Annotated in this window: 13 protein-coding genes; 2 read left to right on the top strand and 11 right to left on the bottom strand. The window is 61.2% G+C overall.

Translation table 11 applies throughout. From position 1 onward, the window contains the following. Nucleotides 1–12: 12 nt before the first annotated feature. The gene (locus H621_RS0108250; protein WP_028942928.1) at nucleotides 13–663 is read left to right on the top strand and encodes a response regulator; all 651 of its coding nucleotides are present in this window, start codon (nucleotides 13–15) and stop codon (nucleotides 661–663) included. Here H621_RS0108250 and H621_RS26985 read toward each other — a convergent pair. The 6 genes from H621_RS26985 to xerD all read right to left on the bottom strand — a co-directional run bounded on the left by H621_RS26985 (nucleotide 642) and on the right by xerD (nucleotide 10,339). Continuing rightward, the gene (locus H621_RS26985; RefSeq protein ID WP_084167942.1) at nucleotides 642–1,892 is read right to left on the bottom strand and encodes an EAL domain-containing response regulator; all 1,251 of its coding nucleotides are present in this window, start codon (nucleotides 1,890–1,892) and stop codon (nucleotides 642–644) included. The genes H621_RS0108250 and H621_RS26985 overlap by 22 nt on opposite strands. A gap of 83 nt (nucleotides 1,893–1,975) precedes the next feature. Beyond that, a complete protein-coding gene (locus tag H621_RS0108240) occupies nucleotides 1,976–5,578 on the bottom strand; it encodes a transporter substrate-binding domain-containing protein (protein ID WP_167332097.1) in 3,603 nt (1,200 codons plus the stop codon). 91 nt (nucleotides 5,579–5,669) lie between these two features. Continuing rightward, nucleotides 5,670–7,079 carry a threonine synthase gene (thrC, locus tag H621_RS0108235; RefSeq protein ID WP_028942926.1) on the bottom strand — a complete coding sequence of 470 codons (1,410 nt, stop codon included), beginning with the start codon at nucleotides 7,077–7,079 and terminating at the stop codon, nucleotides 5,670–5,672. Nucleotides 7,080–7,183: 104 nt separating this feature from the next. Next, entirely contained in the window at nucleotides 7,184–8,488 is a 1,305-nt protein-coding gene (locus H621_RS0108230; protein WP_028942925.1) for a homoserine dehydrogenase, read from the bottom strand. An 81-nt stretch (nucleotides 8,489–8,569) separates the two neighbouring features. Continuing rightward, nucleotides 8,570–9,304, bottom strand: coding sequence for a bifunctional protein-disulfide isomerase/oxidoreductase DsbC (gene dsbC / locus H621_RS0108225; protein ID WP_028942924.1), 735 nt, complete (start codon nucleotides 9,302–9,304; stop codon nucleotides 8,570–8,572). Between the two features lie 138 nt (nucleotides 9,305–9,442). After that, nucleotides 9,443–10,339: a site-specific tyrosine recombinase XerD gene (gene xerD, locus H621_RS0108220; RefSeq protein WP_028942923.1), complete on the bottom strand. Its 897-nt coding sequence runs from the start codon at nucleotides 10,337–10,339 to the stop codon at nucleotides 9,443–9,445. Nucleotides 10,340–10,416: 77 nt separating this feature from the next. Here xerD and H621_RS0108215 point away from each other — a divergent pair, with 77 nt between their 5' ends. Beyond that, entirely contained in the window at nucleotides 10,417–12,219 is a 1,803-nt protein-coding gene (locus H621_RS0108215) for a cation:proton antiporter (protein WP_028942922.1), read from the top strand. A 95-nt stretch (nucleotides 12,220–12,314) separates the two neighbouring features. Here H621_RS0108215 and H621_RS0108210 read toward each other — a convergent pair whose 3' ends face one another. From H621_RS0108210 to rpsP, 5 genes are all read right to left on the bottom strand, one after another. Further along, nucleotides 12,315–12,722: an acyl-CoA thioesterase gene (locus tag H621_RS0108210; RefSeq protein ID WP_028942921.1), complete on the bottom strand. Its 408-nt coding sequence runs from the start codon at nucleotides 12,720–12,722 to the stop codon at nucleotides 12,315–12,317. A 94-nt stretch (nucleotides 12,723–12,816) separates the two neighbouring features. Continuing rightward, nucleotides 12,817–13,167, bottom strand: coding sequence for a 50S ribosomal protein L19 (gene rplS, locus H621_RS0108205; protein ID WP_010220244.1), 351 nt, complete (start codon nucleotides 13,165–13,167; stop codon nucleotides 12,817–12,819). A 42-nt stretch (nucleotides 13,168–13,209) separates the two neighbouring features. Then, entirely contained in the window at nucleotides 13,210–13,962 is a 753-nt protein-coding gene (gene trmD, locus H621_RS0108200) for a tRNA (guanosine(37)-N1)-methyltransferase TrmD (protein ID WP_028942920.1), read from the bottom strand. 3 nt (nucleotides 13,963–13,965) lie between these two features. After that, nucleotides 13,966–14,502 (bottom strand): ribosome maturation factor RimM, encoded by a 537-nt coding sequence (rimM, locus tag H621_RS0108195; RefSeq protein ID WP_028942919.1) that lies wholly within the window; start codon nucleotides 14,500–14,502, stop codon nucleotides 13,966–13,968. A 5-nt stretch (nucleotides 14,503–14,507) separates the two neighbouring features. Next, nucleotides 14,508–14,759, bottom strand: a complete 252-nt coding sequence (gene rpsP, locus H621_RS0108190) for a 30S ribosomal protein S16 (RefSeq protein ID WP_028942918.1) — start codon at nucleotides 14,757–14,759, stop codon at nucleotides 14,508–14,510. Nucleotides 14,760–14,939: the final 180 nt, after the last annotated feature.

Raw genomic sequence — 14,939 nt, 5'->3', positions numbered from 1 at the left:
GCGGAGCCAACTTTGAGTACATCCCCCACCCGTGACCTGCGCATAATCCTTGCGGACGATCATCCGATCTTTCGCATTGGCTTGCGGGCTGTGCTGGAACAGATACCTGGCGTGCAGGTGGTTGCTGAAGCTGGCAGCCCCCAGCAACTGATGGAGCATCTGCAGCATATGGCGTGCGATTTGCTGGTCACTGACTTCATGATGCCGGTCGAACAGCAGAACGACGGACTGAAACTGTTGGAGCAGATTCGCCGACACTTTCCGCAGTTGCCCATCCTGGTGGTGACCATGCTCAACAATGCCGGCCTGTTTCGCGCCATGCTCGCCCTGGGGGTAAAGGGGCTGCTGAGCAAGGCGAGCCTCGCCCAGGAACTGCCTCAGGCCATTCGAGGCATACCACGGGGCACGACGTACCTGGCAACCTCGGTCGAGCAATTGCTGTTGCAGGAAGGCGACCGTATCGGCGCCCCCCAGGCCCTGTCACCCAAGGAGCTGGAAGTCTCCCGCCTGCTCGCCGCCGGCCACACCGTGAACGAGATCGCCGTCCTGCTCAATCGCAGCAAGAAAACCGTCAGTACGCAGAAGATCAATGCCATGCGCAAGCTGGGTATAGCCAACGACGCGGCGTTGTTTCTCTACCTTCAGGCGCAGGGCTTGAGCTGACCGGCGGGCTGTGCCGGGCCGCTCAGGGGCGTGCCAGTACGGTTGCGATCATTCATCCATTGCTCAAGCTCGGCCTCCGGCATCGGTCGGGCAAAGAAGTAGCCTTGCATGACCGGACGCCCCAGCGCCTTGATCGCCAGTAGATCATCGACCGTCTCCACGCCTTCGACCACCACACTCAATTCCATGCGCCGGGCCATCATCAGAGCACCAGCCACCACGGCGGCCTTCTTGCCGTCCTGGGCCATGCCGCGGACAAATTCGCTGGGGAGTTTCAACTCACTGAACGGTAGCTCCAGCAGACGCTGCAGGTTGGAAACACCGGTACCAAAATCATCAATGGACAGTTGGCAACCGAGAATGCGCAGGTGCAGCAGCTCTTCGAGCTGCTGGTAATCCAGCGCGCAGCTGTGGGTCTCGACAATTTCCAGGGTCAATGCGCTGGCCGGTACGCCATGACACTCCAGCGCGACGGCAACCAGTGCGCCGAAGTCTTCACGCGCCAGCAGCTGCGGTGCGATGTTCACCGCCACCGGCAAGGCCTGGCCAGTTCTTGAACGGTGTCGAGCACTGAGCGCCAGTGCCTGTTCCAGTACATGCAGGCTCAAGGTGTCGAGCAGATCGGCCCGCTCGATCGCCGGAAAGAACTGGGCCGGAGAAAGCACCCCAAGGACGGGATGGTGCCAGCGAACCAAGGCTTCGACGCCGACCACCTGGCCATCGAAACTGACCTTGGGTTGATAATGCGCGATCCATTGGTCCTGGCTGCGGGCCAGTTCGGTCTCCGACAATGCCTGCAACTCGGGGAACTGTGCCACCGGGGTGACCTTGGGTGGTTCGCTGCCATGCTCCACATAACGCAGCAGCACTTGATGCAGCACGACGTTGCTGGCCATTTTCTGGAAGCCCCCCAGTACGTTCAGGCCCAATTGCCGCGCCAGGTCACCGACGCTGTCGATCACGCATTGTTCGGCGCTGCTATGAATGATCAAAGCAGTGGCCAGCTTGTTGTCCGCCAGGTGCCGGATCATGGCCAAGCCATCGGCGCCCTCGAGCTGCAAGTCACAGATGGCGATGTCGACCGGGCCACGACGCGCCAGGGCCTGGGTGGCATCCTCCACCGACTCGGCCGTCAGCACATCGAAAATACCGATGGCATTGAGCATCTGATGCAGGGCCATCAACTGAAATGGATGGTCCTCCAGAATCAAGACTTTCAAAGATCGCATGTACCCTTCCCCGCAGTAGCCGACATGTGCGATAGCACGGGCTACTCTAGCCAAAGAGCGTTCGGCGACCCATCAGATAAGTCCTAAAGCGCGGGTCGAATCCTAAACAATTCGGCCTCCACGTCACCCTGAAGCTGGAGTAGCACGCGCTGCAATGTCGACCAGGCTTGCTGCGTTGTCTCGGGCTGTTGCCCGTGTCGGGCCATCCCCAGATCGGAACAGGCACGGGCCAGGCCCAATGCATCGACCAGGCAGGCGACCCCTTCGAGCCGATGCAGCGATGCCCTGATACGTTCCCAGTCCAGGTGCGCAACCGCCTCGGCGAGTTGCCCTTGCTCGTCTTGAAGGTTCTTTTGCAACTCTTCAAGCATGCGCAGCATTACCGCGTTGTTGGCCTGGGTCATCTGCTGCAGCGCTTCGATCCGGAAGCTGCAAGGCGGTGCCAGCGCGTCGATCAACGCAGACAAGCGGTCCAGCGAGACCGGCTTGACCAGCAGCTCATCCATACCGGCATCCAGGCAACGTGCGCGTTCTTCTTTCATCGCGTTGGCAGTGCAGCCAACGATCGGAATGGGCGGTCGCAGTAGCTGGGCTTCCCGTTGCCGTATGGTGCGAGTCAATGCACAACCACTCATTCCGGGCATGTTGCAATCGCTCAACAACACGTCGAAGCGTTCGGCCTGCCAAGCCTCCAGTGCAGCCTGGCCAGAGTCGACTGCCAGCACCCGGTGGCCGAGAAACTCAAGCTGCTGGCTGAGGACCATGCGGCTGGCAGAGAGGTCGTCGACGACCAGTATCCTTCGCGCCGGCCCTGCCTGACGCTGAACCTGCACCGCCGCCGATGCATTCTGTGCCTCGGCCACAGGCTCGAGGACCAGCATGACCCTGACCTCGGTCCCTTCGCCGGGCACACTGTGCAAGGTGATAGTGCCCCCCATCAGCTCCACCAGTTGCCGACAGATACTCAAGCCCAGGCCCGAACCGCCGTACTGCGCGGCAGACTGTGCGCTGGCCTGGACAAACGGTGTGAACAACTCGGTCTGTTGCTGCGCGCTGATGCCGATACCGCTGTCGCGCACGCTCAGGCACACGCCGACGCCTTGTGGCAGCAGCGCGCTGGTTCGCGTGACCTGCAGGATGACGTGTCCTTCATGGGTAAACTTCAATGCGTTGCCCAGCACATTGACCAGCACCTGGCGCAAGCGCAACGGATCGAACCAATACGTCCCCTGGGCGTCATCCGCCACCTGTAGCCGCAGGTCCAGCCCTTGTGCCTGAGCCTGGGCGCGAAACAGCGCGATGACACGCTCCACGAACGGCCGCAACGCCGTGGCCTGCTGCGCCAGTTGCAGGCTACCGGCCTCGATCCGCGCAAGGTCCAGACTGTCGCCGATCAGGGCGATCAGTTCGCTGGCCGACTGGTGAGCAGTCTCAAGCCCCGGCGAAGGTGCGGCACCGTTGGCCAGTGCGGTTTCGCGCTCAAGCTCCAGCAAGCCGATAATCACTGCCATCGGTGTGCGTATCTCATGGCTCATGGTGGTCAGGAACGCACTTTTCGCCAGGTTGGCCTGCTCGGCCTGCTGACGGGCCTCCACCAGGTCTGCTTCCAACTGCTTGCGTTCAGTGATGTCGATCCAGCCGCCGAGCAACCCCTGCAACTGGCCGTCGGCGCGGTAGAACGGCACGGTCCACTGGTAGGCATCGATGCGCTGCCCGTGATACTCGATGCGGCGGTCGGCAAACACCGGCTTGGGGTCTTTCAGCAGGCCCAAGTAGTCGGCATGCAGTTGAACAGCCAGCTCTGGCGGGATCACGTCGATGTCGGTCAGGCGCCGCCCCTTGACGTCCGCCAGGTGCAACGAAAAAGCCTGTTCATAGCTCTTGTTGCAGGTGATCAGGCGCCCTTCCAGGTCCCTGACATAGATCGGATTGGGAATGCCGTCGAGCAAGGCGCGTTTGAAGGCCAACTGATCGTTGAGTGCCTCCTCGGCCCTCTCGCGCTGACTGATCTGGGCGCGCAGACGGCTGCTCCAGATCAGCGAAACAAGTGCAAACAACAGCGCCGCGGCCACGGCCCAGTAGACCCAGGGCGCAATGCGTTGCCAGGCCGGTGCCGGTGGGGCCAGTGCCCCCAGCCACTTCATGCGCATGGCGCGCAGTTCGGCGACAGGGAAGGCTTCCAGGGCCTTGTTGAGGATGCTCTCGAGCTCCGGCGCGCTGCGCCGTACCGAAAATCGGTCTGGTGCCCACTTGCCATCGACCCCGCGCCCAACCTTCAGGACCGGGTCATTGCCCAGAATGCTGTACGCCCCGACCTCACTGTCGATGGTCGCCACCGCTTCGCCATTGCGTACTTTCTCTCGCGCCTGCTCCAGGGAGTCCACCCGCAGCAGTCGAACCTCGGGATACTCCTCTCGGATACTGCTTTCCAGCGCGTGCTGGGCAGGGAGCGCCAGTGTCTGCCCAGCCAATTCGCCCAGCGACGCCAGCCCCAGGTGCGACTGCCGCACGACGAACACCCAGCTCTGTCCTCCCAGGGAATGGGTGAAGTCCAGGAACTCCCGTCGCTCCGGGGTTTCACTCAATGTGGTACTCATGTCCGCGTGGCCGCTCCTGAGCAGGTCCAGGCTCTGGGCGATCGACGAGGACGGCGCATACACGAACTGCAGCCCGGTCAGTTGCGCAACGGTTGCCAGGACATCACTGTTCAGGCCCACCCACGCGCCCTGGCGATTTCGAAACAGGTAGGGTGGGTACTGACTGCCCACCACCGTGACCGTTGGATGCCGCGCGATCCAGTCACGCTCCTCAGCCGTCAGCTCGACACGCTGGTGAGCCACATCCGAACCCAGGCCCGAGGTCCAGCGCCCGAGGATCTCGCGCCGCACCGGCGCATCGAGACTGGCCAGCGCCTGGTTCAACATCGCCTTCAACGGCTGATCGTCAGCCCGCACGGCGAATGCGAATCCGATCGGCGGCAAGGCACTGGGGCCAACGACTTGCAGCCCCAGGAACGGACGCAGCGCATTGTAGGCCCGCACGATGATCTCGTTGCCGATAAAGGCGTCGACCTCCCCCTGGTTGAGCGCCTCCAGGGCGCTGCTGAGCGTGGGTGCAAGAATCACCTGGCTTTCGGGATAGACGCGATGCATCACCCGGGTATCGGCATAGCCGTCAAGCAACACGATCTTCAACCCGGCCAGCGAGGTCGGTGGCATGGAAGCACCGCCGCGCACCACCACCATGGAGCGGTCAGGGATGTAGTCCTCGGTGAACGCCAGGCCCGCCACGCTACGTTCAAAGCCATTGGCGCTGGTCAGCACATCGATCACACCATTGTGCAAGGCCTGGATTGCCTCCTCACGCCTGGCGAACGCCAGCACCTGTGTCGTCACGCCCAGGCGCCGGGCAACCAGGCTGAGGTAGTCGGCACTGATCCCCTGGTAGCGATTGCGGTCGATGGTGATGTCGACCGGCTCGTAATCGGCAAAGGAAATACCGACCCGCAAGGTTCGCTCAGGGCCCAGCCATTGCTGCTGCGCAGGGGTCAGCTGCATCGGCTCAAGGTCGGTGAAGGGCGGCACCAGGGTAAAGGGCAGGCTCTGTGCAGCATGGACCCAACTGCCCACGCATAGCCACAGCAAGCAACCCAGCAAAAGCCCCACGGCATGACGTCCTGTACTCATTGATACTCCTGATCCATTGCGGCCGGCCTAAGCCAGTGTAGAAACGAAAAAGCCCGTCTGAGACGGGCTTTTTCGAAGGCCTATCGGTCTGTTACAGCGGTTTGCCGCGGTTGCCGTGCTGGCTGACGAAGGCTTGTACGGCCTTGAGGTCGTTGGCCAGCACCGTGCATTTCTCTTCCCGGGTGAACAGGTCGCTCAGGTGGGCAGGCAGCTCCAGAGCCTTGCCGACGCCGGCTTTTTCCACCGCTTCCGGGAACTTGACCGGGTGGGCGGTACCCAGCACTACCATTGGCGTGTCGAGGCTGCGGCGACATTCGCGCGCGGCCTTGACGCCGATGGCGGTATGCGGGTCGAGCACTTCGCCGGTCTGGGCGAAGACTTCGGCGATGGTCTCGCAGGTTTGTGCGTCATCGACGGCCAGCGAATCGAACAGCTTGCGTGCTTCGGTCCAGCGGTCCTGCTCGACGCTGAAGCCGCCGCCCTGCTTGAAATTGTCCATCAGCCCGGCGATTGCCGCGCCGTTGCGACCGTGCAGGTCGAACAGCAGGCGCTCGAAGTTCGACGAGACCATGATGTCCATCGACGGCGACAGGGTCGCGTGCAGGGTTTCCTTGACGTACTGGTTGCCGCTCATGAAGCGGTGCAGGATGTCGTTGCGGTTGGTGGCAACGATCAGTTGGCTGATCGGCAAGCCCATGTTGCGCGCCAGGTAACCGGCGAAAATATCGCCGAAGTTGCCGGTCGGTACCGAGAACGCCACCGAACGCGCCGGGCCACCCAGCTGCAGGGCTGCATGGAAGTAGTAGACGATCTGGGCCATGATCCGCGCCCAGTTGATCGAGTTCACTGCCACCAGGCGAGTGCCCTTGAGGAAGCCCTGGTCGGCAAAGCTGGCCTTGACCATTTCCTGGCAGTCGTCGAAGTTGCCTTCGATGGCGATGTTGTGGATGTTCTCGCCGAAGATGGTAGTCATCTGGCGGCGCTGAACTTCCGATACACGCTGGTGCGGGTGCAGAATGAAGATGTCGACGTTGTCGCAACGGCGGCAACCCTCGATGGCAGCCGAACCGGTATCACCGCTGGTGGCACCGATGATCACCACGCGCTCGCCGCGCTTGGCCAGCACGTGGTCGAGCAGGCGACCGAGCAGCTGCAGGGCAAAGTCCTTGAACGCCAGGGTCGGGCCGTGGAACAGCTCCAGCACCCATTCGTTGCTGTTCAACTGACGCAGCGGTGCGACCGCAGCGTGGGCGAACTCGCCGTAGGTTTCTTCGAGGATTTTCTTGAAGTCGGCATCGGCAATGCTGCCGGTGACAAACGGGCGCATCACCCGGAAAGCCAGCTCGTGATACGGCAGGCCAGCCCAGGAAGCGATCTCTTCCTGGGTGAAACGCGGCAGGTTTTCCGGCACGTACAAACCGCCGTCGCTGGCAAGGCCTGCCAGCAGCACATCTTCGAAATTCAGGGCCGGAGCCTGGCCACGAGTACTGATATATCGCATGGGTACAAACCTTCGGTTTGAGCTACAAGCTACAAGCTACAAGCTGCACGTCACCGCGATCCGGTTTTGACTTGCAGCTTGGCGCTTACCACTTGCAACTATTGTCAATTCAGTTGTTCGACGCGGATACGCACCACGTTGCCGACCACATCCTGCAGGGCTTCCAAGGCGGTGATGGCATCGTTCATTCGCTGCTCGACCACGCGATGGGTCAGCAGGATCATCGGTACCAGGCCGTCTTGCTCTTCGACTTCTTTCTGCATGATCGATTCGATATTGATACCGCGCTCCGAGAGGATGCTCGCCACCTGGGCCAGCACGCCCGGGTGATCCTTGGCCTGGATCCGCAGGTAGTAGGCGGTTTCGCAGGCGTCGATCGGCAGGATCGGGTGGGCTGACAGCGAATCTGGCTGGAAGGCCAGGTGCGGCACGCGGTTCTCCGGGTCGGAGGTCATGGCACGCACCACGTCCACCAGGTCGGCAACCACCGAGGACGCGGTCGGTTCCATACCGGCGCCAGCACCGTAGAACAGCGTGGAGCCTGCGGCATCGCCGTTGACCATGACGGCATTCATCACACCGTTGACGTTGGCGATCAGGCGGTCGGCCGGGATCAGCGTCGGATGGACGCGCAGCTCGATGCCATTGGCGGTACTGCGGGCCACGCCCAGGTGCTTGATGCGGTAGCCCAGCGCCTCGGCGTAGTTCACGTCGGCGGTGGTCAGCTGCGTGATGCCTTCGGTGTAGGCCTTGTCGAACTGCAGCGGAATACCAAAGGCGATGGAGGCCAGGATGGTCAGCTTGTGCGCGGCATCGATACCTTCGACGTCGAAGGTCGGATCGGCTTCGGCATAACCCAGGGCCTGGGCTTCGGCCAGGACATCGGGGAAAGCTCGGCCTTTTTCACGCATTTCGGTGAGGATGAAGTTGCCGGTACCGTTGATGATCCCCGCCACCCAGTTGATTCGGTTGGCCGACAGGCCTTCGCGGATCGCCTTGATCACCGGGATGCCGCCGGCCACGGCCGCTTCGAAGGCGACGATGACGCCCTTCTCGCGGGCCTTGGCGAAAATCTCGTTGCCATGCACCGCAATCAGCGCCTTGTTGGCGGTGACCACGTGCTTGCCGTTGTCGATGGCCTTGAGCACCAGCTCGCGGGCAATGGTGTAGCCGCCGATCAGCTCGATGACAATGTCGATTTCCGGGTTCGTTGCGACCTCGAATACATCAGCGGTAATGGGGGTACCGGCAATCTGGCAATTCGGGTTTGGCGAACGCATGGCAATCTGTGCCACTTCGATACCACGCCCGGCACGGCGGGCGATCTCCTCGGCGTTACGCTGAAGTACATTGAAGGTACCGCCACCGACGGTCCCCAACCCACAGATGCCTACTTTGACCGGTTTCACTGTGAACTCCCCATTGAACGAACGACGCGCGGCCGTTCGTGAAATCAGCCGTCTCCCCATGGTGACGGCTGGCTTGTTGAATTATTTATTGCCGGCCAGTGCCAGCTTGGCCACTTGTGGCGCCGGTTGATAACCCGGGATCACCTGGCCGTCCTCGAGGACGATGGCCGGGGTACCGTTGACACCGATCGACTGGCCCAGCTGGAATTGCTTGCTGACCGGGTTGGCGCACTTGGCAGCCTTGATTTCCTTGCCGTCGATCATTTTGTCCAGGGCGGCCTTGCGGTCGCTGGAGCACCAGACGGCTTGCAACTGTTCATCACCCGGGGAGCCGAGGCCCTGGCGCGGGAAGGCAACGTAGCGCACTTCGATACCGCGGCGGTTTAGCTCAGGAACTTCGGCATGCAGCTTGTGGCAGTACGGGCAGGTCGTGTCGGTAAACACGGTAATGTGCGATTTGGTTTCGCCCTTGGCAGGATAAACCACCATCTCGGCAGCTGGAATAGCGTTGATGCTCTTGGCGATAGCCTGACGTTCGGCTTTTTCAGTCAGGTTGACCGGTTTGCCGTCCTGGATCTGGAACAGATAGCCCTGCACCACGAACTGGCCGTCGGCGCTTGCATACAGAACACGACCGCCTTCGAGCTTGACCTCATACAGGCCATTCAACGGACTTGAGGCAACGCTTGCAACCGGTACACCCAGCTCAAGCGATTGCAAGGTCTTGCGGATGGTCTGCTCGGCGGTGTCGGCAGCGGCGGCAAAAGTGCTGACCAGCGCCAGGGTGGCGGTGGCGATAAACTGGGTCACGCGCATGGGAACTCCTGAAGGCGGGCAAGGGGCCGCAATGGAACACACGTCCTGAAAAAACGGCGTTCGGGCGAGCCTCGATGCAAACCGGTCAAGCCTACCACATCATGTCCGCGCCAAGCGCCCCCGGCGACGCAAGCACCATCAACCACGCGGGTGATGTTTTGCGTGCAGTTCCTGCAGCCGCGCCCGGGCCACGTGGGTGTAGATCTGCGTGGTGGAAAGGTCGCTATGACCCAGCAGCATTTGCACCACCCGCAGGTCGGCACCGTGATTGAGCAGATGGGTAGCGAAGGCGTGACGCAAGGTATGCGGCGACAGGCTTTTATCGATTCCGGCGACCTGGGCCTGGTGCTTGATCCGGTGCCAGAAGGTCTGGCGGGTCATCTGCTCGCCGCGCTGACTGGGAAACAGCACGTCGCTGGGGCGCCCGCCGAGCATGTCGTTGCGCCCGTCGCGCAGGTAGCGCTCCAACCACACCACGGCTTCCTCGCCCATGGGTACCAGGCGCTCCTTGCTGCCCTTGCCCATCACCCGCAGCACGCCCTGGCGCAAGTTGACCTGATCCAGGGTCAGGCTTACCAGTTCGGTCACCCGAAGGCCGCAGGCGTACAGCACCTCAAGCATGGCGCGGTCGCGCTGGCCGATCGGCTCGCCCAGATCGGGTGCTTGCAACAGGGCTTCGACATCCTCCTCGGACAACGACTTGGGCAAAGGCCGCCCCAGTTGCGGCATCTCGACCTGCAGGGTGGGATCGACGGCAATCAGCTTTTCGCGCAGCAGATAGCGGTAGAAGCCACGCACCCCGGAGAGAAAGCGCGCAGTGGAGCGAGGCTTGTAACCCTGCTCCAGGCGCCAGGCCAGGTGATCGAGGATCAGGTCGCGCCCGGCGTCGGGCAAATGGACGGCACGTTCCTGCAACCAGCCGTTGAACAAAGCCAGGTCGCTGCGATAAGACTCGCGGGTGTTGTCGGCCAGGCCTTTTTCCAGCCACAGGGCATCGAGGAACTGGTCGATCAGGGGATGCTCTAGTGCGGGCATGACAACTCGGTGGGCAGCAGACAAAAATAATGAATTGCCGCTAGTCTTCCACAACATGGAAGGCATAGGGAGCCCGAATGAACGAACAACAGATATTGCTGACTTTCGGTGGCATCGGCGCCGCCGCCCTTGCCTGCCAATGGCTGGCCTGGCGCCTGAAGCTGCCGGCGATTCTATTCCTGCTGCTGAGCGGCATATTGGCAGGCCCCATCCTGGGCTGGCTCGACCCTCAACACATGTTCGGACCACTGCTGATGCCCCTGGTGTCGCTGGCGGTGGCGCTTATCCTGTTTGAAGGCAGCCTCACCCTGCACCTGTCGCAGTGGCGCGAAATTGGAACGGTGGTCCATCGCATGGTGACCATCGGCGCACTGTCGACCTGGGTGATCATCACCCTGGCCACTCACTGGCTGCTGGGCTTCGACTGGATGCTGGCAACCCTGTTCGGCACCCTGACCCTGGTCACGGGCCCCACCGTGATCGTGCCGATGTTGCGGGTGGTGCGACCCAAATCGACCATCGCCAACATCCTGCGCTGGGAAGGCATCGTCATCGATCCGATCGGCGCGTTGCTGGCGGTGGTGGTGTACAGCTTCATCATCGCCAGCGCCGCCGGCAACGGCCTGAGCCAGAGCCTGATGACCTTTGCCGGAGTAATTCTGTGCGGTAGTGCGTTCGGCGCTGCCGGCGGCTGGATCCTGGGCCAGGTGATGCGCGAGCAATGGCTGCCCGAATACCTGCATAACCTGGCGTCCCTGGCAGCGGTGCTGGGCATTTTCATCGCCTCCAACCAGGTCACCCACGAATCCGGGCTGCTGGCGGTGACCATCATGGGCATGTGGCTGGCCAATATGAAGGGCGTGGATGTACGACAGATCCTGCACTTCAAGGAAAACCTCAGCGTGCTGCTGATTTCCGGGCTGTTCATCCTCCTGGCTGCGCGCCTGGACCTGAATGCCCTGATCGGCCTTGGCCCGGCGGTGCTGGCTCTGCTACTGGTGATCCAGCTGATCGCCCGGCCACTGAACGTCGCCCTCTCGACCTGGGGGTCGAACCTGAACTGGCGTGAACGCGCCCTGCTGAGCTGGATCGCCCCCCGCGGAATCGTTGCGGCCGCGGTGTCGGCGATCTTCGCCATCCGCCTGCATGAGGCCGGCCACGAAGGTGCCCTGCTGCTGGTACCGCTGACCTTCGCCGTGATCATCGGCACCGTGGTACTGCAAAGCGCCACGGCCCGGCCACTGGCACGCCTCCTGAAGGTGGCGGAACCTGCGCCCAGCGGCTTTCTGATCGTGGGCGCCAACCCGCCGGCCCGTGCCATCGGCAAGGCCCTGCAGCAATTGGACTGTCGGGTGCTGCTGACCGATTCGAGTTGGGAAAACATCCGCGCGGCGCGCATGGAGGGCCTGCCGACCTATTTTGGCAACCCGGCATCACAGCATGCCGACGCCCACCTGGACCTCGTCGGGCTTGGGCACTTGCTCGGGCTATCGCCGTCCGGCGAACTGAACACGCTGGCTTGCGCACGTTTTCGTCATGACTTTGGCCATGGCAGGCTGTTCGTGCTGGCCAGCGGGCTGGAAGCCAGGCGCAGCGACAAGCATCGGGCCAGTGACGAGCACCGCGGGCACGTGCTGGGTAGCCAGGCACTGACCTATACCCAACTGGCCAACCTGCTGACCAAGGGCGCCGAGCTGTACAGCACCCACCTGACCGAGGGGTTTGGCTGGGAGGACTACCAGGCCCTGCACGATGACCGGGCGACGTTGCTGTTTGCCCGCGACAGCAGTGGCTGGGTGCATGTATTCGGGCCTGACAGCGTGCTCAAGCCCGAGGCGGGATGGACGGTGGTGGCGTTGATCGAGCCTGCGAACGAATGATCACTGCAGGAGCGGGCTTGCCCCACGATGCGATGTAACAGCTGGATGCGCATAGTGGGGCAAGTCGAGACGTCGCACCGCCGCTCCTACACAGTTCAGAAGCCTGGCAACACCGGCACTGGACGCTTGTCTTCATCAATCGCGACAAAGCTGAACAGGCCATGGATGGCCTTCTCGCGGCTGTCGCAGCTCATGCTCTCGACATAGACCTCAACCTCGACCTTGAGGCTGGTGTTGCCCACGGCAGCCACCCGGCCGACCAGCTCGACAATCGAGCCGGCGGCAATCGGGTGCTTGAAGTCGATCCGATCGGTCGACACGGTTACCAGTGGCAACCGGCAAAAACGCGTAGCGGCGATGAACGACACTTCGTCCATCCAGGCCAGGGCGGTGCCGCCGAACAGGGTGTTGTGGTGATTGGTGGTGGACGGGAACACTGCCTTGGTCACGCGGGTTACCGACAATTCGGTACGGCGTTCGATTTCTTGCTCTCTGGAACTCATAAACTCACATCAAAAACAAAAGTGCAGACAACAAAAAAGCAGCCCGAAGGCTGCTTTTTTCGCATGGTGGCCGTAGCCACCGGTCAAACTGTCATCAGGACAGTTTTTCCTTGATGCGAGCGGCTTTACCGGACAGGTCGCGCAGGTAGTACAGCTTGGCTTTACGCACGTCACCACGACGTTTCACGGCCAGGCTGTCGATTTGCGGGCTGTAGGTCTGGAAAGTACGCTCAACGCCAACACCGTTGGAGATCTTGCGAACAGTGAAAGCACTGTTCAGACCACGGTTACGCTTGGCGATTACAACGCCTTCGAAAGCCTGCAGACGCGAACGATCGCCTTCCTTCACTTTCACCTGAACGACGATGGTGTCGCCCGGGGCAAAGGTCGGGATCTCTTTGGACATCTGCTCAGCTTCGATCTGCTGAATGATTTTGTTGGTCATGCTGTGCTCCTAAGGTAAATCGTCGGATCTACCATCGATACGTTAACTATCGTCCCGCTCCCGGAGGTACTCCGCGAGCAGCTTCTTCTCTTCTCCAGAAAGTGAGCGACTTTCCAGAAGATCGGCGCGTCGTTCATAGGTCCGCCCAAGGGACTGCTGTAAACGCCATCGCCGGATGTGTGCATGGTTGCCACTAAGCAACACGTCGGGAACACGCTGATCCGCATACACCTCCGGTCGGGTGTAGTGCGGGCAATCGAGCAGACCATCGGTAAAGGAGTCTTCCTCCGCCGAGTCCGCATGCCCTAAAGCTCCGGGCAGCAGTCGCGTAACCGCATCAATCAGAACCATCGCCGGCAGCTCGCCGCCAGACAATACATAGTCCCCAATCGACCACTCTTCATCGACATGAGCCTCGATAAAACGCTCGTCGATGCCTTCATAACGACCGGCTATCAGAATCAACGATTCATGCTTCACCAGGTCTTTGACCGCCGACTGATCCAGCTTGCGGCCTTGCGGCGAGAGGTAAATAACCTTCGCCTTTCCCCCGGTTGCCTGCCTGGCGTCAACCAGTGCATCTTCCAGAGGCTTGATCTTCATCACCATGCCCGGACCACCGCCAAACGGCCGATCATCCACCGTGTGGTGACGATCTGTGGTGTAGTCCCGCGGGTTCCAGCAGGTCAGTTGCAACAACCCCTGCTTTACCGCACGGCTGGTAATGCCGTACTCACTGATGGCCGAGAACATCTCGGGGAACAACGTAATGACGTCTACGCGCAGGCTAGCCATTGCTTAGAAGTCCGCGTCCCATTCCACCCTCATCTCGCCTGCAGCCAGGTCGATCTTCAACACGCATTGCTCTGTATAGGGCAACAGGCGCTCTCGATCATCCAGACTACCCGCGCAGGGCTTTACCACCATTACATCGTTCGCGCCGGTCTCCAACAGGTGATCAACCTTGCCGAACAGCTGTTCGTCCTGGTTGATGACGTTCAGACCTACCAACTGGTACCAGTAGTACTCGTCGCTAGGCAGGTTGGGCAAAAGGCTTCGCGAGATACAAATCTCATAACCGCTCAGAAGACGAGCTTCATCACGATCATCAAGGCCTTTGAGCTTGGCGACCAGGTCCTTTTGAGTGGATCGGCCACTGACCAGCTCTACCTGTTTTACCTTCCCTTCGTGCCGAAGCGTCCAGTGACGGTAATCCAACAGGTTTTCAATCGGATCGGTAAAGGAAAAGACCTTCACCTCGCCGCGAACGCCGTGAACCGAAAAAATCTTGCCGACAACGATCAGGTCGTCAGCTTTTTCTGGCGTCGCGTTCATACTGTTCAGGCAGCAGCCTTGGCAGCATCTTTCAGCAGTTTTGCAACGCGCTCGGATGGCTGTGCGCCAACGCTCAGCCAGTGAGCAACGCGGTCTTGCTTAACGGACAGACGAACTTCCTGGCCACGAGCGATAGGGTTGAAGAAACCAACCTGCTCGATGTGCGAACCGGTAACTGGGTTACGCGAGTCAGTCACGGTCAGGGTGTAAAATGGGCGCTTTTTGGAGCCGCCACGGGCAAGACGGATGGTTAGCATTGAACATCGTTCCTGTAGTCGGTGCTGCAAATCATAATGCACAGCGGGCACACGGGTGCCCGAAAGGCCGCATATTCTCAAGGAATACACGGACATTTGCAAATGCCTTTTTACGCACGGTAAAAACGCCTGCCTGCTGATCTGCGGTTTGCGCTGCCTCATATATAAGGCAGCAGTGGT

Origin of the sequence: Pseudomonas vranovensis DSM 16006 (assembly GCF_000425805.1) — a bacterium.
GTDB lineage: Bacteria > Pseudomonadota > Gammaproteobacteria > Pseudomonadales > Pseudomonadaceae > Aquipseudomonas > Aquipseudomonas vranovensis.
This window is presented reverse-complemented; position numbering and strand designations above follow the sequence as displayed.